The sequence below is a fragment of the Pseudalkalibacillus hwajinpoensis genome, assembly GCF_015234585.1.
GTDB classification, from domain to species: Bacteria; Bacillota; Bacilli; order Bacillales; family Guptibacillaceae; genus Guptibacillus; species Guptibacillus hwajinpoensis_B.
Map to the genome: position 1 here is coordinate 101,090 of NZ_JADFCM010000001.1, position 22,029 is coordinate 123,118.

At 40.7% G+C, this 22,029-nt stretch carries 20 protein-coding genes and 1 riboswitch; of the genes, 16 read left to right on the forward strand and 4 right to left on the reverse strand.

Translation table 11 applies throughout. The annotated features are described in order from the left end of the window. Positions 1-59: 59 nt before the first annotated feature. Both IQ283_RS00460 and IQ283_RS00465 read left to right on the forward strand, forming a co-directional pair. On the forward strand, positions 60-401 hold the full coding sequence (locus IQ283_RS00460; RefSeq protein WP_194218213.1) for a hypothetical protein: 342 nt from the start codon (positions 60-62) through the stop codon (positions 399-401). Between the two features lie 88 nt (positions 402-489). Beyond that, a complete protein-coding gene (locus tag IQ283_RS00465) occupies positions 490-1,821 on the forward strand; it encodes an NAD(P)/FAD-dependent oxidoreductase (RefSeq protein WP_194218214.1) in 1,332 nt (443 codons plus the stop codon). A 39-nt stretch (positions 1,822-1,860) separates the two neighbouring features. Here the strand turns inward: IQ283_RS00465 and IQ283_RS00470 are convergent, their stop codons facing one another. Further along, positions 1,861-3,258 carry an MFS transporter gene (locus IQ283_RS00470; RefSeq protein ID WP_194218215.1) on the reverse strand — a complete coding sequence of 466 codons (1,398 nt, stop codon included), beginning with the start codon at positions 3,256-3,258 and terminating at the stop codon, positions 1,861-1,863. Between the two features lie 229 nt (positions 3,259-3,487). Between IQ283_RS00470 and IQ283_RS00475 the strand changes: the two genes are divergently transcribed. The 3 genes from IQ283_RS00475 (at position 3,488) to IQ283_RS00485 (ending at position 7,560) form a co-directional block, all read left to right on the forward strand. Continuing rightward, positions 3,488-4,477: a LacI family DNA-binding transcriptional regulator gene (locus IQ283_RS00475; protein WP_194218216.1), complete on the forward strand. Its 990-nt coding sequence runs from the start codon at positions 3,488-3,490 to the stop codon at positions 4,475-4,477. Between the two features lie 176 nt (positions 4,478-4,653). Further along, entirely contained in the window at positions 4,654-6,048 is a 1,395-nt protein-coding gene (locus IQ283_RS00480) for a sucrose-specific PTS transporter subunit IIBC (protein WP_194218217.1), read from the forward strand. 66 nt (positions 6,049-6,114) lie between these two features. After that, positions 6,115-7,560 carry a glycoside hydrolase family 32 protein gene (locus IQ283_RS00485; protein ID WP_194218218.1) on the forward strand — a complete coding sequence of 482 codons (1,446 nt, stop codon included), beginning with the start codon at positions 6,115-6,117 and terminating at the stop codon, positions 7,558-7,560. Positions 7,561-7,611: 51 nt separating this feature from the next. Here IQ283_RS00485 and IQ283_RS00490 read toward each other — a convergent pair whose 3' ends face one another. Then, positions 7,612-8,403 carry an SDR family NAD(P)-dependent oxidoreductase gene (locus IQ283_RS00490; RefSeq protein ID WP_194218219.1) on the reverse strand — a complete coding sequence of 264 codons (792 nt, stop codon included), beginning with the start codon at positions 8,401-8,403 and terminating at the stop codon, positions 7,612-7,614. Between the two features lie 331 nt (positions 8,404-8,734). On the opposite strand from IQ283_RS00490, the gene qoxA reads away from it, so the two are divergent. From qoxA to qoxD, 4 genes are read left to right on the forward strand one after another with little or no spacing between them, the layout of a single operon-like run. Beyond that, positions 8,735-9,670 (forward strand): cytochrome aa3 quinol oxidase subunit II, encoded by a 936-nt coding sequence (gene qoxA, locus IQ283_RS00495; protein ID WP_194218220.1) that lies wholly within the window; start codon positions 8,735-8,737, stop codon positions 9,668-9,670. A 17-nt stretch (positions 9,671-9,687) separates the two neighbouring features. Then, positions 9,688-11,631: a cytochrome aa3 quinol oxidase subunit I gene (gene qoxB, locus IQ283_RS00500; RefSeq protein ID WP_194218221.1), complete on the forward strand. Its 1,944-nt coding sequence runs from the start codon at positions 9,688-9,690 to the stop codon at positions 11,629-11,631. A gap of 14 nt (positions 11,632-11,645) precedes the next feature. Next, entirely contained in the window at positions 11,646-12,254 is a 609-nt protein-coding gene (qoxC, locus tag IQ283_RS00505) for a cytochrome aa3 quinol oxidase subunit III (protein WP_194218222.1), read from the forward strand. A gap of 1 nt (position 12,255) precedes the next feature. After that, entirely contained in the window at positions 12,256-12,582 is a 327-nt protein-coding gene (qoxD, locus tag IQ283_RS00510) for a cytochrome aa3 quinol oxidase subunit IV (RefSeq protein WP_194218223.1), read from the forward strand. Positions 12,583-12,675: 93 nt separating this feature from the next. On the opposite strand, the gene IQ283_RS00515 is transcribed toward qoxD, so the two are convergent. Continuing rightward, on the reverse strand, positions 12,676-12,960 hold the full coding sequence (locus IQ283_RS00515) for a spore morphogenesis/germination protein YwcE (protein WP_194218224.1): 285 nt from the start codon (positions 12,958-12,960) through the stop codon (positions 12,676-12,678). A 180-nt stretch (positions 12,961-13,140) separates the two neighbouring features. Here IQ283_RS00515 and IQ283_RS00520 point away from each other — a divergent pair, with 180 nt between their 5' ends. The 5 genes from IQ283_RS00520 to mmuM all read left to right on the forward strand — a co-directional run bounded on the left by IQ283_RS00520 (position 13,141) and on the right by mmuM (position 19,153). Continuing rightward, on the forward strand, positions 13,141-13,722 hold the full coding sequence (locus tag IQ283_RS00520) for a hypothetical protein (RefSeq protein ID WP_194218225.1): 582 nt from the start codon (positions 13,141-13,143) through the stop codon (positions 13,720-13,722). A gap of 15 nt (positions 13,723-13,737) precedes the next feature. After that, complete coding sequence (locus IQ283_RS00525; protein WP_194218226.1) at positions 13,738-14,913, forward strand: GNAT family N-acetyltransferase; 1,176 nt, start codon at positions 13,738-13,740, stop codon at positions 14,911-14,913. Between the two features lie 414 nt (positions 14,914-15,327). Next, positions 15,328-16,560 carry an SGNH/GDSL hydrolase family protein gene (locus tag IQ283_RS00530; protein WP_194218227.1) on the forward strand — a complete coding sequence of 411 codons (1,233 nt, stop codon included), beginning with the start codon at positions 15,328-15,330 and terminating at the stop codon, positions 16,558-16,560. A gap of 85 nt (positions 16,561-16,645) precedes the next feature. Further along, positions 16,646-16,748: riboswitch (SAM riboswitch) on the forward strand. 82 nt (positions 16,749-16,830) lie between these two features. After that, positions 16,831-18,234: an S-methylmethionine permease gene (mmuP, locus tag IQ283_RS00535; RefSeq protein WP_194218228.1), complete on the forward strand. Its 1,404-nt coding sequence runs from the start codon at positions 16,831-16,833 to the stop codon at positions 18,232-18,234. Continuing rightward, positions 18,209-19,153, forward strand: coding sequence for a homocysteine S-methyltransferase (gene mmuM, locus IQ283_RS00540; RefSeq protein WP_194218229.1), 945 nt, complete (start codon positions 18,209-18,211; stop codon positions 19,151-19,153). Before mmuP ends, mmuM begins: the two co-directional genes overlap by 26 nt. Before the next feature lie 71 nt (positions 19,154-19,224). On the opposite strand, the gene IQ283_RS00545 is transcribed toward mmuM, so the two are convergent. After that, positions 19,225-19,947 (reverse strand): 3-ketoacyl-ACP reductase, encoded by a 723-nt coding sequence (locus IQ283_RS00545; RefSeq protein WP_194218230.1) that lies wholly within the window; start codon positions 19,945-19,947, stop codon positions 19,225-19,227. 200 nt (positions 19,948-20,147) lie between these two features. Between IQ283_RS00545 and IQ283_RS00550 the strand changes: the two genes are divergently transcribed. Then, positions 20,148-21,572: an aldehyde dehydrogenase family protein gene (locus tag IQ283_RS00550; protein WP_194218231.1), complete on the forward strand. Its 1,425-nt coding sequence runs from the start codon at positions 20,148-20,150 to the stop codon at positions 21,570-21,572. A gap of 198 nt (positions 21,573-21,770) precedes the next feature. Further along, the gene (locus IQ283_RS00555) at positions 21,771-21,938 is read left to right on the forward strand and encodes a hypothetical protein (RefSeq protein WP_194218232.1); all 168 of its coding nucleotides are present in this window, start codon (positions 21,771-21,773) and stop codon (positions 21,936-21,938) included. Positions 21,939-22,029: the final 91 nt, after the last annotated feature.

A 22,029-nucleotide genomic window follows, 5' to 3' on the forward strand; every position in this document is an offset into this window, starting at 1 on the left:
GAAGAATGTTTCAATGAATGTAGAGGTGCTATTACAACAAGCTCAGGAAGCAGGACTTGATGAGTTTCTTATTCAAAACCCGATCGAAGCTAGAGGTGGCAAGCGTAAGTCAGGGAAGAAATCTGGTCGTCGTTCAGGTAAAGGTTCAAGCGGTTGTCGTAGTCGTCGCTCAAGTGGAAAACGTAGCTCAGGGAAGCGTTCACGTTCAGGACGTCGTAGCTCAGGAAGACGTTCAGGTAGGCGCTCAAGCGGCAGACGTAGCTCAGGCAAACGCTCGTGCGGCGTGCGCTCTGGACTTTTCTCGACAGGGAGACGTAGTAACCGTCGCAGCCGACGCTCAGGTAGGCGTTCAAGCGGCAGACGTAGCTCAGGAAGACGTTCAAGAGGACGTCGTTAGATAATATTCGCTTTCATTTAAAGGACTGATTTTTTAGAGATCAGTCCTTTTGATGTGATATGCTTTTAAATAAAATGATTGGAGGTAGTGCCATGTACGATGTCACGATCATTGGAGCTGGAGTTAGTGGTATTTTTATGGCATATCAGTTAACGGAGCTACATCCAGAATATAAAATCATGTTAATCGATAAAGGAAAGAAGCTTTCCGACCGAAATTGTAGGCTTGGTTCACAACAAGAATGTTCTTGTGACATTTGTGACCAATACATAGGGTTTGCTGGGCTAGGTAAATCAGAAGGTAAATTTAATTATACGAATGATTTTGGTGGTAGTCTCGGTAGAAAAATAGGTACTGCTCAGTCGGAAAAATTGATGTGGGAAGTCGACCGCATTCTTTGTTCTTTTGGCGGGGACAAGGCTGAGCTCTATCATACATACAGTTCGGAGTTAGAGGAGAAAGCCAAAAACGTAGGGTTAGATGTGTTCACGACTTCAGTTAGACACCTTGGGACAAACCTTTCTTTTGAAGTGTTTCAAAATTTGTATGAGTATTTGTTAGAAAGAATTGATTTAAGATTTGAAACGGATGTTTACTCGATTGAAAAAGCGGAATGCTTTGAGGTAACTACCTCAACAGGAAACGTGAAAACAAAAAATGTTGTTATCTCGACAGGTAATAGCGGAAGTGAGTGGATGTATGCCCAATGTGAACAGTTAGGTCTAGTGCCTGGTCCTGCTCGCCTTGATTTGGGTATTCGAGTAGAAATGCGAGGTGATCAGCTCACATCCATCTTGAAGGATACGTTCGAAACGAAGCTTCATATTCAACGAGAGGCATTTGAAGGAACGACGTACTGTATGAACCCAAATGGGCGAATTATAAGGAAATATCAACACGGGCTTGTTATGCCGGATGGACAGAATAAAAGAGAAAATAATGCGCCAGGAAACAATTTGAACTTCACCTTATTTGTTCCTTCTTTTTATTCTTCGAAAGAGGAAGCGGATAACACTGCACAGCAAATTATTGGAGGGATTAATAGAGGTGGGGAGCGAATTGTTGTCCAGCGTCTGCGGGAATTAAAAAAACAAGAGGCTACAACTTCGACAATTCTAAGTTCGAATTCAATTGTTCCTTCCCTTGATGGAGAAGCTGGGAACTTGATAGACGAAGTGCCGAACATCTATCTTCGTGCGCTTCAGGAGTTTCTTTATTGCCTCGAAAAGCTTATCGGTGAGCCAATTGATGGAGAGACGTTATTATATGGTATGGATGGAAAGTTTTACGAAGCAAAGATCCAGACAAATGATCATTTTGAAACAGAAGTAGAAGGTCTCTTTTTGATCGGAGATTGCTCTGGTGAAACGCATTCTCTATCACAGGCAGCAGCAAGCGGTTTATATGTTGCAAATTTGATGTAAGAAAAAGATCGGCTCTATGGCCGATCTTTTGATTGCTTATTAAGACGCAGATGATTCGGATAGTGCTTTTTCACGTTTTGATAGAAATTTCAACGTGAAGATGGCAAATGCGAGCAGAGCAATACAGGTTAACCCAAGGTACAAGTTACTAAAAATGAGATTACTTCCTGATCGTGAAAGTGGATTCATCGAAAAAGTAACGTTTTTCATTTCAAGAAGCCTTCCGAAAATAGCTGAACTAAAAGCGCCAGCAAGGAAGTTCAATAAATTGAAAACCCCCATACCTACACCATTTTGGTTATCAGGTAGAATGGAAGACAGGAGATCAGCTGTTGAACTCTGGATGAGTGGAAACCCAAGGTAAGCTATTAATAGACACGGTGCAATAACCCATGCGTTGTAACCTGAAAACGTTGAGATGAAAAATGTTCCACTTGCGATCAGAAGAAGCGCTATTTTTACAACAAGTATTGCGCCACGCTGTTCGATGATTCTACCACCGATTTGGCCGATTAAACCAGCAGCCATTGCCCCGGGAAATAAGACAAGACCGATATTTAAGGTTGATAGCCCGTTAAGCTCTCGCAACATTATTGGGATGACGAAGATCAATCCAAAGAGCGCGGAAGTTCCAAGGAAACTAGTTAACACGGTGATCGTGTATTTGGTATTTTTCAATATAACGGGATCGATAAATGGGTGTGTAATCGTAAACGTTCGCCATAAGAATAGAATGAAAAAGACGGTAAAGAGGACGAGTAAATACCAAAGGAACGTTGTAATATAGAACAACAATGATGCTACCGATACAGCCATAAGCGCAGCACCTGGTAAATCAATGGATCCTGAACGCTTTTCTTCATTCGGTAGCCATTTTCTAAAGAGCGGAATGGCAAATACAGTCGCAACAGAGAAAAGGAAAAGGAAGCGCCAATTCAGCGTACCTCCTACAACACCACCGATTATAGGACCGACACCTGAAGCAAAGGCAACGGTGGAAGAGATCAATCCAAACACTCTTCCTTTTTCTTTAGGGAGAAACCGAATTGGAACAATAAAGGCAAGCGCTGGAATTGTTGCGCCACCAATTGCTTGAAGTATTCGTGCTGCTAGAAGAGTAGGATAGTTGGGAGAAAGAAAACCAATAAAGGCCCCTGTAGCAAAAATACTAATCCCTATAGTAAAAAGAGTTTTGATTGGATAGATATCCGCTAGCTTACCGTACATAAGGGAGCCAATGGCAAATACAAGAATATATCCAGTTAACACCCAGCTTACTTCTGATGGACTGAGATTAAAAGATGCAGCAATATCGGGAATGGCAACGTTGAACATCGTTCCATTCATAACGGCAAAAGCTAGAATCGTACAGACAAGAATAATTAGCTTTTTCCGCGCTGATGCATCTAAATTTTCATGTTCATAGTGGTCTGTCATAGCAGCCCTCCTTTAAATAAAGTTATTTTTTTGGAGTATCTATTAACGCTATTTATTTAGTATCACGAAATAACACACACTCTTCTACATCATAGAGGGCATTACATTAGAAGTAAACTGAGGAGACTTACAAAATCGGTCCTCCCTACACATATTTCCAGTTATAGACAACAGCAGTGAGATCGATTATGATGAATTAAGGAAAGACTGTCATGATGGAGGAACGGTTATGCCAACAATTAAGGATGTAGCAAAACGAGCAGGTGTTTCACGAACAACAGTCTCGCGAGTGCTAAATGACAATGGTTATGTTAGTCATGAAGCAAGGCAGCGCGTCGTTGAAGCAGTGGAAGAGATGGGATATATTCCGAGTGCACATGCGAAAACAATGCGTACGAAGCGTTCGGGCGTTATAGGCGTTATTCTGCCAAGAATCAGTACTGAAACAGCCAGTCGTGTTGTTAATGGGATCGAGAATGAGCTTGCGGCCAACGGTTATCAGATTCTTCTAACCAATACCCAATTACAGCCTGAGAAAGAAATACAAAATATAAAGCTATTAAAAAGTCGTCAGGTGGACGGTATTATTTTGCTTGCCACAAATCGGAACCAAGAATTACTTGATACCATTTCAGATGCTTCTATTCCTTTTGTTGCAATTGGACAGGAATTAAATGGCGTCATGTCTGTCGTATACGATGACTATCATTCTTCATATAGTGTGACAGAGTCACTTATAGAAAAAGGTCACCGCCACATTGGTTTTATAGGTGTACCAGAAACAGACCATGCTGTTGGGATCGTGAGGAAACAGGGTTACCTTGATGCAATGAAAAAGCACGGTTTAACAGTGGAAAAAGGTTGGATTCAATATGGGAACTTTACATTTGAGTCCGGATATGAAGCTGCCAAACAATTAGTGGAGCAATCTGAATTAAAACCAACCGCTATTTTTGCCGTAACGGATCGCATGGCGATTGGAGCGCTTGGCTTGTTGAAAGAGCAGGGGATTCGCATTCCAGAAGATATGGCATTATTCGGTATCGGTGCTTCTGACTTATCCCGCCACGTGACGCCGGCATTATCAACTGTGGACTATTTTAATGAAGATGCTGGACAGAAAACGGCTCAGCTTATTTTAGAGCAGCTATCAGGGAAAGTTTTGGAAAAGAAAAAGCTTAAACTTAACTATAGACTTATTGAAAGGGATAGTGTATAGTAACTAGTGAAAGCGATGTCAATTTCTTTTTAACCAATGTGGAATCGTTCACATATCACTCATTATTTAATTACTTAACGATAGACTAAAAAGAGCGAGGAAATGAAAACGCTCTTATTTCGCCAAATATGGAATCGATACCATGCGCGAGATATAATGTGAAGGGAGTTAATGATATGGCTACAAACAGTGAGATTGCTCAGGAAGTCATTGATGCTATTGGTGGACAGGAGAATATTCAATCTGTTGCCCATTGTGCAACAAGACTAAGAATTATGGTACACGACAAAGAAAAAATTGATCAAGAAAGAGTAGAAGGGGTAGAGAAAGTAAAGGGTGCCTTCTATAATTCTGGACAATATCAGGTTATTTTTGGGACAGGGACTGTTAACCGAATTTATGATGAGGTGACAGCGCTAGGAGCAACTGGTTCTACTAAGTCCGAAATTAAAGAAGAATCATCGAAGCAAGGAAATGCGTTTCAACGTGCGATCCGCTCATTTGGTGATGTGTTCGTTCCAATCATTCCAGCGCTTGTAGCAACAGGGTTATTTATGGGACTACGCGGTCTTGTGCTTCAAGAAGAGATACTTGCTCTATTCGGCTTAACACCAGGGGATATCTCAGATAACTTTATTCTATTTACACAAGTTCTAACGGATACAGCATTTATCTTCCTACCAGCGCTTGTAGCATGGTCAACCTTCCGAGTGTTTGGAGGAAATCCGACGATCGGTCTCGTACTCGGATTGATGCTTGTTACGCCTGCTCTTCCGAACGCATGGGAAGTAGCGGCAGGAAATGCAGAGCCACTTAAGTTTCTAGGGTTTATTCCAGTAGTAGGCTATCAAGGTTCGGTTATTCCCGCTTTTGTTGCAGGTTTACTCGGAGCAAAGTTAGAAAAACGAATTCGTAAAATAGTACCAGAAGCACTAGATCTTATTTTAACTCCGTTCCTAGTATTGTTAATTATGATTACTTTGTCGCTATTTGCGATCGGACCTATTTTCCATACGGTAGAAGAGTACATCATGGATGGTACGATTTATATTCTTGATCTTCCATTTGGTCTAAGTGGTTTAATCATTGGATTCTTCCATCAAATTATTGTTATTACAGGTGTTCATCACATTTTCAACTTCCTTGAAATTCAGTTGTTTGAAAACCTTGGCTACAATCCATTTAACCCAATTATTTCTGCGGCAATCGCAGCTCAGGGTGGGGCAGCACTTGCTGTTGGCCTGAAAACAAAGTCTAAGAAATTGAAAGCATTAGCCCTTCCATCTTCTTTATCTGCTTTTCTTGGAATTACAGAGCCGGCTATCTTTGGTGTCAATCTCCGGTATATGAAGCCATTTATCATGGGATTAATCGGTGGTGCAGTCGGGGGATTCCTCGCATCACTCTTTAAATTAAAAGCGACGGGCCTTGCAGTTACTGTTATCCCAGGTACATTACTATTCTTGAATAGTCAGATTGTATTGTATCTACTTGTTAACATCATTTCGATTGGGATTGCCTTTGGTCTTACATGGGCATTTGGCTACAAAGACGGTATGCTAGATAAATAATAGCGAAGGGGATCCTCAATAAAGCGGATCCCCTTTTTCAAAATCTTAATGAACTAGGTGATTTTTATGACGGATCGAAACGAGCAGCTAAAGGATCTTGCAATGAAAGAAATAGAGGCACAACGTGAAACAGTTGAAAGTGACTACCGCCGCTCAGCATTTCACTTAATGCCACCTGCAGGGTTATTAAATGATCCAAATGGTTTTATACAATGGAAGGGCGTTTATCACGTTTTCTTTCAATGGATGCCTTTTAAAACGGATCATGGCGCTAAATTCTGGGGACATTATACGTCGACAGACCTCATTAACTGGGAGCTTGCCCCAATTGCCTTAGCCCCTGGGGACTGGTACGACAAGAATGGCTGCTATTCGGGAAGTGCGGTCGTCTCTGAAGATAAATTGATGCTTTTCTATACTGGGAATGTAAAAGATGAGCAGGGAAATCGTGAAACCTATCAGTGTCTGGCTGAATCAGAAGATGGGATTCACTTTGATAAAAAGGGCGTAGTATTAAACTTGCCTGAAGGATATACCCCTCATTTTCGAGATCCAAAAGTGTGGCAGCATTTAGAGAAATGGTACATGGTGGTTGGTACGCAGAACCTAAATGAAGAAGGTCGAGTCGCCTTATTTGAATCAACCAATTTAAAGGACTGGATGTTGAAAGGGGACGTCACAGCTTCTGGGGAAGAACCGATTGGTGATTTAGGATTCATGTGGGAATGCCCTGACTTATTTGAGTTAGATGGGAAGGATATTCTTCTCTTTTCCCCCCAAGGGCTAAAGCCTACAGGATACTTGTACCAAAATGTCTATCAAACAGGGTACCTTTCTGGAGAAATGAATTATGTGAGTGGAAAGATGAATCACGGATCGTTTACAGAGCTTGATCGAGGTTTTGAATTTTATGCACCACAATCGACACTTGATGAGAACGGAAGAAGGCTGATGATTGGTTGGATGGGTGTGCCTGAGCAGGGAGAAGAGCATCATCCAACAATCGAACACAAATGGATACACATGCTAACCATTCCAAGAGAGCTTTATTACGAAGGGGATAAACTTATCCAACGTCCTGTGAAGGAATTAGAAGCGATGCGACAGAATGAAGTGAAAAAAGAAATCACGCTTTCTAATGAAGAAAAGGAATGGGAGGAGTTTCACGGAACCACATATGAATTACTTCTTCATGTGCAGAAAGTGGAAAACTCGTTTGCTGTTAACTTCCGAAACAATGCCGAAATGATTTATGATGCTGATAAAGGAATATTAACGTTTAAACGAAAGAGTTTTGTTGATGGAAAGGATGAGTCGCGAAGCTGCTCCATCGATGAAGTTTATAACCTTCGATTCTATGTCGATTCATCCTCGATTGAAGTGTTTGTAAATGATGGTGAGGAAGTGTTCACATCAAGGTTTTTCCCTGAAGAACATGATGTAAGTCTTACCTTTAAAAGTAACGGCTATGTAGATGTGCAAGCGACAAAGTGGCTACTTGAAGCAAAATAGCAGAAAACCCCTCTGACCAAGTCAGAGGGGTTTTCATATTGGGTGGTGCTATTAAACGGAGCGAATAATTCCGCCCTCTACACGCTGAGCTGATCCATTTATCGCTGATGATAATGGTGACGCGAGAAAGGCTACTGTGTTTGCCACTTCTTCGACTCGTGCAAAACGTTGAATTAACGATGTTGGTTCGTTGTCTTTAAAGTAGTCTCGTGTAAAGTTATCAAGATCTTTCTTTTCTTCGGCAGCTGCGCCTTCCATGAAGCTTGCTACGCCATCTGTCCATGTTGGACCCGGTAGTACAGAGTTAACAGTAACATTTGAGCCTTTTGTTATTTCAGCAAGTCCGCGTGATAAGCTAATTAAAGAACTTTTCGTTACCGAGTATGGAAGCATTTGGGATAGTGGTTTAACGCCTGCTTCACTCGCGATATTCAGGATTCGTCCTGTATCCCTTGATAGCATAGTAGGGAGAAATTCGCGACTCAGTCTCACGGCACTAATGACGTTTGTTTGGAAATAACTCATCCACTCTTCATCTGATACGTCTGTGAACGGCTTAACTTCAAATGCCCCCATATTATTAATTAAGATGTCGAGCTGACCAATCTTGTTTACTTCTTCAATGAGTTGCTTGCTTTCGCCTTGCTTTGAAAGATCTCCAACAACGCCGTGTACATTCCCGAGTGATGATAGTTCCTTCACCACATCCTGTACACGCTCATACGTACGTCCGTTGATAATAACTTCTGCACCTTCTTTTAATAGTACTTCCGCAATTCCTTTACCTATTCCGGATGTTGACCCTGTAACAAGTGCTAGTTTGTCAGTTAATTGTAAGTTCATGATAAGCTCCTTTCAAAATACAGTCATACTTTATCAATTAGTCTATTGAACAGACAACGATCGTGCTTGAAGAAAAGCAGAGACAAATGAAGCAAGCGCTGTTATATCCATTAAAGTTAAATCATTCCACAAATTTGAACAAAATATGTATGAAATGTGACAAAAAAGTGATAAATACATGAGCAACTTTTGACATCTTGTGACACCTGTCACATTTATGAAAGGAACCTGCTACAATAGCCAATGGTAACAGTTGTTTCTGTCATTTTTTGTTTAAAATCTACTTAACTAATATATAGGAAGAAAGGAAGGTGGCCTGGCGGTGAAGCGAATGAAATCATTTTTTGCGCTCAGTATGTTTCTTGCAGTGATGGTATTGAGTGGCTGTAGTAACTTAACCGTTCTTGATCCAAAAGGACCTGTAGCAGAACAACAAGCGAATTTAATTCTTTTCTCTATTGGCTTTATGCTGTTTATTGTTTTGGTCGTGTTCGTGCTATTTACACTCATCCTTGTTAAATATCGTGAGCGTAAGAGTGGTCCTGAATACGAACCTCCACATATCGAGGGGAATGTGTTCCTTGAAATTGTTTGGACTGTAATTCCGGTAATTATTCTTATTGTCCTTGCAGTGCCGACTGTACAAACGATTTTTGCACTAGAAGAGGCACCGGAAGCGACGTCTCATAAAGATCCAATCGTGATTCATGCGACATCAGTCGATTGGAAATGGGTGTTTAGCTATCCAGAAGAAAATATTGAAACGGTGAACTATCTTCATATCCCTGAAGATCACCCAATTCTATTTAAATTAGCATCGGCAGATTCAATGGGATCATTTTGGATTCCGTCACTTGGTGGGCAGGAATACACAATGTCTGGCATGATGACAGAACTTTATTTGCAAGCTGATGAAATTGGTGAGTATCGCGGACGTAATGCCAACTTCACTGGTGAAGGATTTACTGAGCAGGTATTTACTGTAACAGCTGAATCTCAAGAAGATTACGATGAGTGGGTAGAAGAGGCGCAAGACGCACCTGAACTTACTCAAGAGAAATACAATGAGTTGATGCTTAAAGGTCATACAGAAGAGCAGACATTCTCAGAAACTCACCTTCAGTGGGTTGATCATGGAATGGACGCTGAATACGCAACAAAGGTCCGTAATGGCGAATCAACTGATGAAGATGAGTCCTCAGAAATGGATCATTCAGAAATGAACCATGAAGACTCTGAAAAAGATTCCGAGGAACACTCGCATTAAGAGAGGAGGAAGACACCATGAAATTGGATGAATTTTTTGTCACCGGGGATCCGCTGATCTATGGGGCGGATGTATCAATTGCACTAACATTGATTGGCGCAATCTTCGCCTTAACGTATTTCAAAAAGTGGAAATGGTTATGGACGGAATGGCTAACCACTGTTGACCATAAAAAACTCGGTATCATGTATATCATCGCAGCAGTTCTTATGCTTTTCCGCGGTGGTGTAGATGCCATGCTCATGAGGGCGCAATTAACGGTTCCAGATTCAAGCTTTTTGGATGCGAACCACTATAATGAAATATTTACAACGCACGGTACAATCATGATTATTTTCATGGCTATGCCGTTCTTAATTGGTTTAATAAACGTTGTTGTACCATTACAAATTGGTGCACGAGACGTTGCTTATCCGTTTTTAAACGCAGTAAGTTTCTGGACTTTCTTCATGGGGGCTATGCTCTTTAACATTTCATTTGTTATTGGTGGATCTCCATCTGCTGGTTGGACAAGTTATGTTCCATTAGCTGGTCTCGAACTAAGCCCAGGAGTAGGGCAGAACTATTACTTACTCGGCTTACAAATTGCAGGTATCGGTACATTATTAACGGGTATTAACTTCCTCGTTACGATTTTGAAAATGAGAGTACCATCTATGAAGCTTATGCAAATGCCTATGTTTACATGGTCTTCATTAATTACGATGGTTATCATCATCTTTGCATTCCCGGTTCTTACCGTGGCACTTGCACTTATGACGTTTGATCGTCTGTTTGGAAGTCACTTCTTTACAATGATGGATGGCGGTATGCCAATGCTTTGGGCAAACCTCTTCTGGATTTGGGGCCACCCTGAAGTGTACATTGTTATTCTTCCGGCGTTTGGTATGTTCTCAGAAATTATTAGTACATTTGCACGTAAGACACTTTTCGGTTATAAAGCAATGGTTTATTCCATGGTCGTTATTGCCGGACTAAGCTTCCTAGTATGGGTTCACCACTTCTTTACGATGGGAGCAGGTGGAGCAGTTAACTCATTCTTCTCCATCACTACGATGTTAATCGCCGTTCCGACAGGTGTGAAGATCTTTAACTGGCTATTCACTCTGTACAAAGGGCGAATACGATTTACGACAGCGATGCTTTGGTCGCTTGCCTTTATCCCGAACTTCGTTATCGGTGGGGTAACAGGTGTTATGCTAGCGATGGCAGCTGCTGACTATCAGTACCACAATACGTACTTCCTAGTTGCTCACTTCCACTACGTGCTCATCTCGGGTACTGTGTATGCTTGTTTCGCAGGTCTATACTTCTGGTATCCAAAAATGTTCAATCACCGTTTGAACGAGCGTCTTGGTAAATGGAGTTTCTGGATTTTCGTTGCAGGATTTAACTTATGTTTCTTCCCGATGTATTTCCTAGGTCTTGCAGGAATGCCTCGTCGTATTTACACTTATGGAATTGGAGACGGATGGATGAGCTTGAACGTACTTGCTACGTTCGGTGGTATGCTAATGGGAATCGGATTCTTGATTCTTGTTTATAACATCTACTATAGCTTCCGTTACTCTCCACGTGAAACAACTGGTGACCCTTGGGATGCTAGAACACTTGAATGGTCAACACCAGCTCCAGTACCGCATTATAACTTCGCTCATCTTCCTGAAGCGAAAGGACATGATGCATTCTGGATTATGAAAGAAGAGAAGAAACAAGGGAAAACACCTGAGAAGAAACCTTATAAACCAATTCATATGCCTAGTTACTCTGGCGTGCCGATTGTGATGAGTGTATTCTTCTTTATTGCAGGATTTGGTATGGTATTCTCTTGGACTTGGATGTCTATTCTTGGGCTAATTGGTGTCCTTGCAACAATGGTGATCCGTTCATTTGATTATGATAAAGGTTTCTACGTTAGCGTAGAAGAAATAGAAGAAGATGAGAAAAAAACTACTTTATAAAGGAGGCGTGAAGCATGGAATCAGTCGAATATTCTCCTAACACGCCTTTAGAATATCAGTCGGAAACTGGCCGACTGAATATTCTAGGCTTCTGGATTTTCCTCGGTGCCGAAATCGCTTTGTTCTCAACGCTGTTTGCCACTTATCTAGTATTAGTTGGTCGTACAGCTGGCGGTCCAGGACCAGAAGAGCTTTTTGAAATTAGTGGTGTGTTAATTGAAACATTTTTGCTACTAACAAGTAGTTTCACATGTGGACTTGCTATTCACTATATGAGAAATCATTCTCTTAAAGGATTGTTTCTCTGGTTAGGTATTACACTCGCATTAGGTTTAGGATTCCTAGGGTTTGAAATTTATGAATTTGTTCATTACATTCATGAAGGTGCTGCACTAACAACTAGTGCCTATTGGTCTGGCTTCTTTGTATTAGTCGGAACGCACGGTGCCCACGTAACAATGGGTATTGCATGGATTTCACTTATTTTGATTCAATTGAAGCAACGCGGATTAACACCTGACACAACAAGGAAGGTCTTTATTTCAAGTTTATACTGGCACTTCCTTGACGTTGTGTGGATCTTTATCTTCACAGCAGTCTACTTGTATGGGATGGTGATGTAAGATGGCCTCAAACAACGAGCAGACAAATAGTCATAGCCACTTCCCATGGAGCCACTTAGTTGGTTTCGGTCTATCGATTGTTTTAACACTACTTGCTTTATGGGTCGGATTCGCTTCAGACTTTAGTTTTAGAACGATTATGATTATTGTTGTCATCCTGGCATTGATTCAGGCAGCGATTCAGCTCTTAATGTTTATGCATATTACTGAGAGTGATAGTAGCCGAATTCAGGTCGGAACGATTCTTTACGCAGTTTTCATTGCGGTTGCAGTCGTTGCCGGTACAATCTGGGTTATGTCATTCGGCATGCACAATATGAATATGTGATTCAAAAAAAGCTGTTCACCTCTTGAGGTGAACAGCTTTTTTTAAATTGAAATTTTGTAGAGATTTAAGAATCTCCACAGTACTGTTGAAAATTTAGTCTTCTATTTGTGACATTTTCTTTGCAAGTGAACGTTCCTTAAGGAATGGGCGAGCAAAGATGAGATAAGCCGCTAAATGAGCGAAAAGAACATTAATCGCGAAAAGAGTAATAAAGAGTGTATGTGCTACTGGAGTCATACCGCCACCAATGTAGAAAATAAGTAGCGCCCAGATTGCCACAATAAACGGTGTGTGTAAGAAAGCAAGCTTCTTATAATCCTGCCACAGAAACAACGGTGTAGCCGTGATAACGAAAAGATAGACCATATAGACATCCATAGTTAACAACTCCTTTTTATGATACCGCTTACAAACTAAACTTATGTCGAAATAAAGAATAATTTGTGAATGTTTTGTTACAATTAGTATACCACAATTGTTCGAAAATTCTACACATATTTGAGATTTTTTCAGGATAACTTTATGATTTAGAAAGATAAAGAGGAAAGAAGGTGCATGATGAAGAGATTCATCTTACTTATCATATGGCTTGGGTTTATACTGTATTCAGTTTTTCTAGCGCCAGAAGGAAATGGTCCTTATCTTTCTGAATTATTAACGATGAATCAACCCGATCCCAGTTTACTTGCCATGTTTTCACTACTCGGAGTATTTCCTGCTGTTTTTGCTGTATTGCTGTTACGGAGCGACCGTGGTTCAATACCAGCATGGCCATTTGTACTTGGTTCATTTGTAGCTGGGGCATTTAGCTTAATGCCATATTTTATTTTAAATAAGAAGAAGGATGCCCCCAATCGAACGCCAGATAAGTTGAGGATAATACTTCAATCTCGTGGTCTTTCCCTTGTCCTTATTATGATAGCTCTTGGTTTAATGATTTACGGACTAGTTGCTGGAGATGCTTCTATTTATCAAAAAGCTTTTCTAGAATCGAATTTTGTTCATGTGATGACGATCGATTTTCTAGTTTTAACAGGACTCTCTATTCTGGCTTTACGTGAACGCGACCATGTGTCAGGAATACATGGTGTTCTACCGATTATTGGTCCACTCATGATTGTAATAAAAGGAAAACATTAAAATAGGAGGCTTAACATGCGAAGATTAGAAAAAAGCGAAGTAATTGATGCCGTACGACTTTCAGAATATGCTTTTCAATATAAAGTTCCTGATAAAGATTTAGAAGAAAAAATTAGGGGCTATAGTCAACATGAAATATGGGGAGATTTTGAAGGCGACGAGCTTGCCGCTAAGCTTCATTTAATTGATTTTGAAACATGGATTGCTGGGAAAAAGTTCGCTATGGGCGGTATTGCGTCGGTTGCAACATACCCTGAGCATAGAAGAGGTGGGAGAGTAGCACGTTTACTACAAAACGCCCTATTGGAAATGAAGAATAGAGGACAAACAATCTCTTTTCTCCATCCTTTCCAAATTCCCTTTTACCGTAAGTTTGGTTTTGAAGTTCTGAATGACTGGAAAAAGTTAAATTTTAAGAAGGAAGATTTCAAACTGTTACCACGTGTAAATGGTAAAGTTCGACGAATTGCACTAGAACACGTTTACGAAACGCTTAATCCAGTATATGAAGAATTTGCTAATCGATTTAATGGCATGCTTGTTCGAACGGAAAGCTGGTGGCGGGAACGGGTATATTCAGAAGGATTTCAGTTTGCGGGATATCGAAACGAAGAAGGCAGATTAACAGGATATGTGTACTATCAAGTAAAAGATCGTTCGATTGAGGTAGAGGAATTGGTTTGTTTGGATGGTGAGGCGAGACGAGGGCTTTGGAATTATATCTGTCAGCATGATTCCATGATTGATGATGGAACACTTCTGACGAATGTAGCCGATCAACTTCCTTTCTTGCTAAATAATCCTAAAGTGAAAACAATAGTTGAAGCCTATTTCATGGCACGAATCGTAGACGTAGAGAACTTTCTAAAACATTATCCATTCAAGTTAGATAAGAATGAATCATTCTTTCTACATATTACAGATGAACATGCACAATGGAATAATGGGAGCTATCATATTAGCGCGGAGGGAGTTAATGTGTACAAGGGAGATAAAGAAAATGCCGCTTGTACGCATCCACCTAAACGTGGACTACGATGTAATATTAATACGTTGACAGCCCTTCTAACTGGCTATCAGATGCCGGAATTGCTTTATGAAGCAGGTTTACTGCAAGGACCAGAGAAGGAAGTAGCCATTCTGCAAAAAACAATACCGAATAGAGAAACGAATTTTATGGATTTCTTCTAATAAGTCCACCTTGGCCTGCTGCTTTCTCAATTGTTGAGGTAAATGAATTAATAATCGCTTTTGTTTAATTGAACCGTTTTTCATTAAAAAATCCCCTCTTTCAAATAATGAAAGAGGGGATTTTTTTGTTGATCTTCCTATGGACCGGATTTTTAAATTTATAATGTGCAAATCTTATCATCTTCTTTCCGTTTTAACTGTTCGTAATCTATATATCAGTTTGTTTGCATGTTTTTTACGTTAAAGCTCAAGCGGCTTCATTCTATAGGAATAAGGGTATGCTTCTTAATTAAGAATAGGAAACAAAGAGTGGTCGACCAACTGAGATTATTGGAAATATGCGAAGGCTTTTTTAACGGAAGCGCTTTGGAAGTCACAAGTTCAATAGAAAACAACATGAGAGGCGAGAAAACAATGACGCGAATAGGAATTGGCTTTATCATCATTGCACTCATTGGATCAATCAGTTTGGTAAGTGCTAAAGGATGGCCTTCATCAAATAATGGTGCATCAGAAGAGAGTGAATGGATCGGATCTTGGACAGCAAGCATGCAGGCGCCTGCTCAGGATGGAAACTCGCATGAAGGTTTTAAGGATCAAACAATCCGCTTAATACTTCGTCCCCATATGGATGGAGATCAAATGCGTATTCGACTGTCTAATGAATTTGGTTCATTACCTTTATCTATGAAAGAAGTAAGGGTTGCTGTCTCAAAAGAAGGTGCGAGCGTAGACGGCGAGACAGATCAAGTTATCACGTTTAACGGAGAGAAATCCGTTACAATTCCTCCAGGTGAAAAGCAGTATAGCGATTCGATTGAATTCCTTGTTGGTGCGGATCAGAATCTTGCTGTCAGTTTATCAGTAGATGGTGAGACTGGACCTACAACATGGCATCAGCGTTCAAACCAAACGGTGTACATGTCGGAGGAAGGGAATCATGCTGGGGATGCGGAAGGTACATCATACACTTCAAAAGAAGAAGCCTGGTTCTGGCTAGATCGATTAGAGGTGGTTTCAAATAATTCAGTAGATGGTGCACTCGTCATAATGGGGAGTTCAATAGCGAATGGCAATTATTCAACTATGAATGCGAATAACAGATGGCCAGACTATCTTGCCAATCGAATGAATGAAGAAGAAGCTCAAGTGAACATGTCTGTCTTGAATGCAGGGGTATCTGCGAATCATTTAATTAATAGCGAAGAAGGAAAAGGCGAGAACGCATTAGCTAGATTAGATCGAGATGTTTTAAGCCAGGAAGGGATAAAAGCGGTTCTATTGCACGAAGGTATAAATGATTTAAGACACTATCCTGAATATGATTCAGAGAAAATCATTGATCGAATGAAAGCAATTATTAAAGCAACTCATGAAAAGGGTCTTGATATTTATGGAGGGACGTTAACACCATATAAAGATTCCGATATGTATACAGAAGAAGGGGAGAAAACACGTCAGGAAGTTAACGAATGGATCCGGACAAGCGGAGCCTTCGATGATGTAATTGATTTTGATAAAGCATTGAGAGATCCTAACGATCCTGCGAAATATCTCTCGAAGTACGATTCTGGAGATCATTTGCACCCAAATGATGAAGGGTACGAGAAGATGGCAGATACGGTTGATTTATCGATGCTTGAATGAATTAGGACTTTTTATCTAAGTTAACATAAATAGTTAACGCCATTGACAATAACTTGAATAATTGATATTTTTATTAAAATATATTTTCTTATCCAGAGAGGTGGAGGGACTGGCCCTTTGAAACCTCAGCAACAGGTCCATCGGATACTGTGCTAACTCCAGCGGGTGATAAACCTGATAGATGAGAGCCTTCGGTTTTATTTTGTCAGCAACGCACTCATTTTGGGTGCGTTTTTTTGTTTTCTGGATGGAAAAGTAAGGAGAAATAAGATGGAAAGCAAGCATGGTTTTCAAAGGGAAATGAAGTCAAGACATGTGGTGATGCTCTCACTAGGAGGGGTCATAGGTACAGGGTTGTTTCTAAGCTCTGGTTATACGATCCAGCAAGCTGGTCCTATTGGAACGATACTCTCTTACTTGGTTGGAGCATTGGTGGTTTACCTTGTAATGCTATGTTTGGGAGAGCTTTCGGTACATATGCCTGAAACAGGTGCTTTTCATAGCTATGCCGCTAAATATATTGGAGGAGGAACCGGTTATACGGTTGCGTGGTTGTATTGGCTAACCTGGACAGTAGCGCTAGGGTCTGAGTTTACAGCGGCTGGAATGTTAATGCAGCGATGGTTTCCATTCATCAGCGTATGGGTATGGAGCGGGTTGTTTGCAGGCGTGATCTTTGTTGTTAACGTCTTAACAGTTAAATTTTTTGCAGAAACGGAATTTTGGTTTGCTTTAGTAAAAGTGTTGGCGATCGTGCTGTTTATTATCATAGGTGCAGCGTCCATCGTAGGGTTTATTCCAATGGACTCTGGAACAAACGCTTCATTATTCTCAAACTTTACAGATGAAGGTGTTTTTCCAAATGGGGCATTCGCCATTTTAATGGCGATGCTGGCAGTGAATTTTGCTTTTTCTGGTACAGAACTTATTGGTATTGCAGCGGGAGAAACATCAGATCCTGAACAAACCATCCCAAGGGCTATTCGCACAACATTGATTCGGTTAATTCTATTCTTTGTCGGTTCAATTTTTATCTTATCAGCTCTTCTACCCGCTTCGGAAGCAGGAGTGTTAGAAAGTCCATTTGTAGCTGTGCTCGAACGAATTGGTGTTCCATTTGCAGCTGATATTATGAATTTTGTTATCCTAACGGCCATTCTATCGGCTGCAAACTCAGGGTTATATGCTTCATCAAGAATGCTCTGGTCACTTTCGAACAAGCAAACGGTATCGCCTGTTTTTGCTAAGCTCAACAAAAATGGTGTCCCTCTTAACGCTGTGATTTTTAGTATGGTGGGTGGAGCACTTGCGTTATTTTCAAGCATTATTGCACCAGATACTGTTTACGTTGTTCTAGTCTCTATTTCTGGACTTGCCGTTGTTGTCGTATGGATGAGTATTAGCGCCTCACAGTTTCTTTTTAGAAAGAGGTACTTAAAAGAAGGAAATTCATTGAAAGAGCTCGGTTATCGCACACCTTTTTATCCTGTTGTTCCAGCTCTAGCTTTCTTACTATGTCTTGCTTCACTGATAGGCATTGCTTTTGATCCTACCCAGCGAGTAGCGCTTTATTGTGGAATACCGTTCATTGCGCTGTGCTATGGAAGTTATTATTTAACAAAACGAGTAAAGAAAAGGGGGATAATTGATGCTACAAAAACAAAATCCTATTAATGCTATTTTAGAAGATTTTAATATTGTGATATTAGACGGGGCTCTTGCGACAGAGCTTGAAAAATATGGGTGCGACTTAAATGATCCGCTATGGTCTGCTCGCGTCTTGCTTGAAAATCCAGAGCTCATCTATCAGGTTCATTTAGATTATTTTCGAGCAGGGGCTGACTGTGGGATAACATCAAGTTATCAGGCTACGATCGAGGGGCTGAAATCTCGAGGTCTGAATGAAGAGGAAGCAGTAGAACTAATTAAGAAAACCGTCCTTCTTGCCCGTAAAGCACGCGACGATTTCTGGGAACGAGAGGCTCATTTGAATCGTTCCAAACCTTTTATTGCCGCTTCCGTAGGCCCATATGGCGCATACCTGGCTGATGGATCTGAGTATCGAGGCGATTATCACGTTAGCGATGAGATGCTTATCGCATTTCATCGACCAAGAATAGAAGCATTGATCAGTGCAGGAGCTGATATAGTAGCTTTTGAAACAATTCCATCTTTTCAAGAAGCGAAAATTTTAGGATCATTGATACAAGAGTTTCCTGATACTCATGCCTGGCTGTCATTCACCATTCAAAATGAAGAAAAAATTAGCGATGGTACTGCTTTAAAAGAATGTTCCAGATATTTTGAGGAGAACGAACAAATAGCTGCGATTGGTATCAACTGTGCTTCTCCATCGTTTGTGACAAGAGTGGTAAAGGAGATAGCTGGTCAAACGGATAAGCCAATTATTGTCTATCCAAACTCTGGAGAAGTCTATGAATCGAATTCAAAAACGTGGCAGGGGAATGAAACGTGTGATGAGATCGTAGATGGATCAAAAGAATGGTTTCAAGCAGGAGCGCGGTTAATTGGAGGATGCTGTCGTACAAGTCCGGAAGAGATCGAACGACTTTATGGAAAGTGGAGAGGTTGAACTTTTTTTCATAATGAAATAAAAGTCGGTCAGAGTGGCTTAATGACCGACTTTTACTTAATAAATTTAGCTTAAAACGGATTCGTCGCCCACTGCAATGACTGCTTGATGAAAATGCGAGGGTGCAATTTCAACTGGCCAACCATATATTCAGCGAGATCTTCAGGTTGCATATACTTTTCCTTATCCTGTTCGTCGAGCTTGTCGCCGAAGACGAGTTCAGTAGCAACAAGGCTTGGATTTAGTGTGAAGACGCGAATATTATTTCGGCGAACTTCTTGCATGAGGGCTTCGGTCATGCCCTGGATGGCAAACTTAGAAGCACTATAAGATGTTGAACCAGCTGTTCCTTTTAGGCCGCTACTTGACGAGATTGTGATAATATCACCGCTATCTTTATCGATCATTTGTGGAAGAACAGCCCGCGTTACATGATACGTCCCGTAAACATTTACTTCGAGAGTTTCCTTCCAGTCATCGGGCGCCATTTCTAAGAATGAGCCATATCGCCCCATACCAGCATTATTGATCAAAATATCTGCCGAGCCGAGGTCGTTTTTTAAGTGATCAACGGCTTTATTAACTTCCTCAATCTCTGCAATGTTAGCAGGAGCAACAACGGCTTTAATACCGTAAGATTCTGCTTCCGCAGCGACTTCTTTTAGCTTGCTTTCTGTTCTGGCAATCAAGCCAACATGAACCCCTTCACTTGCAAGCTGAAGAGCCGTCGCACGTCCGATACCGCTACTTGCCCCAGTAATATAAGCGATTTTACCTTTAATGGATTGTCCCATTATTGATCATCCTTTCTTCACGTCTCTATCTAATAGTCTAAAGCTAGCATACCCAGAATTCAAAAATAAGCAATCGCTTACTAAACTTCATAAAAGCATTCGTATGTTTAACTATAGTCCTTAACGGTTACAGTTACTGTGGAAGCAAAGATAAGCTAAATGATATAAATCGATTAAACATAAAAAGGAGTTTTTACATCATGCGTAACCAATTAAAACATTACATTAACGGCGAATGGGTTGAATCTACAGGTTCAGAAACACATGACGTAATCAATCCAGCGACAGAAGAAGTCATCGGCAAGATTAGTTTGGGAACGAAAGAAGATTTGGATAAAGCAGTTAAAGCAGCTCGTGCGGCATTCCCTTCTTTCTCTCAAACAAGTCGAGAAGAACGTGTGAAAATGCTCGAAGATATTGCGGCAGAATACGCGAACCGTAAAGAAGAAATCATTGACGTGATTACACAAGAACTTGGTTCTCCTCGATCCATTTCAGAGAAAGTTCATTACAACATGGGCTATCAACACTTCTCTGAAGCAGCGAAAGCACTGAAAGAGTATTCTTTCTCAGAAGATCGTGGCGATCATACGATCTTTAAAGAAGCAGTTGGTGTAAGTGGCCTTATTACACCTTGGAACTTCCCGACAAACCAATCGTCTACTAAGATTGCGAGTGCATTTGCAGCAGGTAGTCCAGTTGTCTTAAAACCAGCTGAAATCACACCATTTGCTGCAATTATTTTAACAGAGATCTTTGATAAAGTTGGCGTACCTAAAGGCGTATTTAACCTTGTGAACGGTACAGGCGAAACGATCGGTGACGGCATTAGCTCACACCCTGATATCGATTTTGTTTCGTTTACAGGATCAGCAGGCGTTGGTGAAAAAGTAATGAAAAACGCGGCAGAAACAATCAAGACAGTTGCACTTGAACTTGGAGGTAAATCTCCATTTGTCATGCTTGAAGATGCAGACATTACAAAAGCTGCTAAAGCTGCTGTAAGCCACATTGCAACAAACTCTGGTCAAGTATGTTCAGCTGGTACTAGAATGATTGTTCCTGCTTCTAGAAAAGAAGAATTTGAAGAAGCGGTAAAAAATGTTCTTCCTGAATTCCCAGTTGGCGATCCGAATGAAAATAACTATGTAGGACCACTTGTTTCTGAAAAGCAGTGGAATACCGTGCAGTCTTATATTCAAAAAGGAATTGACGAAGGCGCGACACTCATCGCAGGTGGAACTGGTAAGCCAGAAGGTCTTGAAAAGGGCTATTACGCACAACCAACTATCTTTACAGACGTGAAGAATGACATGGTCATTGCGCAAGAAGAGATCTTTGGACCAGTTATGTCGATCATCACATATGAAACAATTGATGAAGCGATCGAAATTGCAAATGACGTTGTATATGGCCTGGCAGGTTATGTCTTTGGTGAAGATAAAGAAACGCTTCGCAAAGTTGCAACAAGCATCCGTGCTGGACGAATTAAAGTGAACAATGCAGATATGGACTTTGCAGCACCATTTGGTGGTTACAAGCAATCCGGTATCGGACGCGAGTGGGGAGACTTCGGAATTGAAGAGTACCTTGAAACGAAAGCCGTACTAGGATTCCCTTCTTAAGTGAATTTGATAAATTATGAAAGAGAGCAGTTGCCATAATGGCAGCTGCTCTTTTTTTAGTAGGGTTGTAGTTAAAAGTAGCGGAAATCACTTATTAAGGTCTGTAAAGAAACAACAAAACCTTTTAATTTTGCTCACAACTCCATGTTAGACGTAAGAAATGATAAATTAGTTTTGTATGAATTTAGGAGGTGCGAGATGTTTCTCTTTTTTCTTATCGTAGCGAGCAGCGTAGTTGGACTTATATTGTTGCCATTGAATGAGATCGGACTCATCATTGGATTTGGTATTATCGTAGGTTGCTTGCTCCGAGGGCTTTATTTGCTTCATGAAATTAATCGGAAGCTTGATCGGGAAAAGATGTGATAGTCTGTAAACTATTCTTTTAAATGGAGTCGACTATAAAGGTGCTAAGTTTTTATTAATCCGAGAGTTAGAGATGTCCATTAGAAAGAGT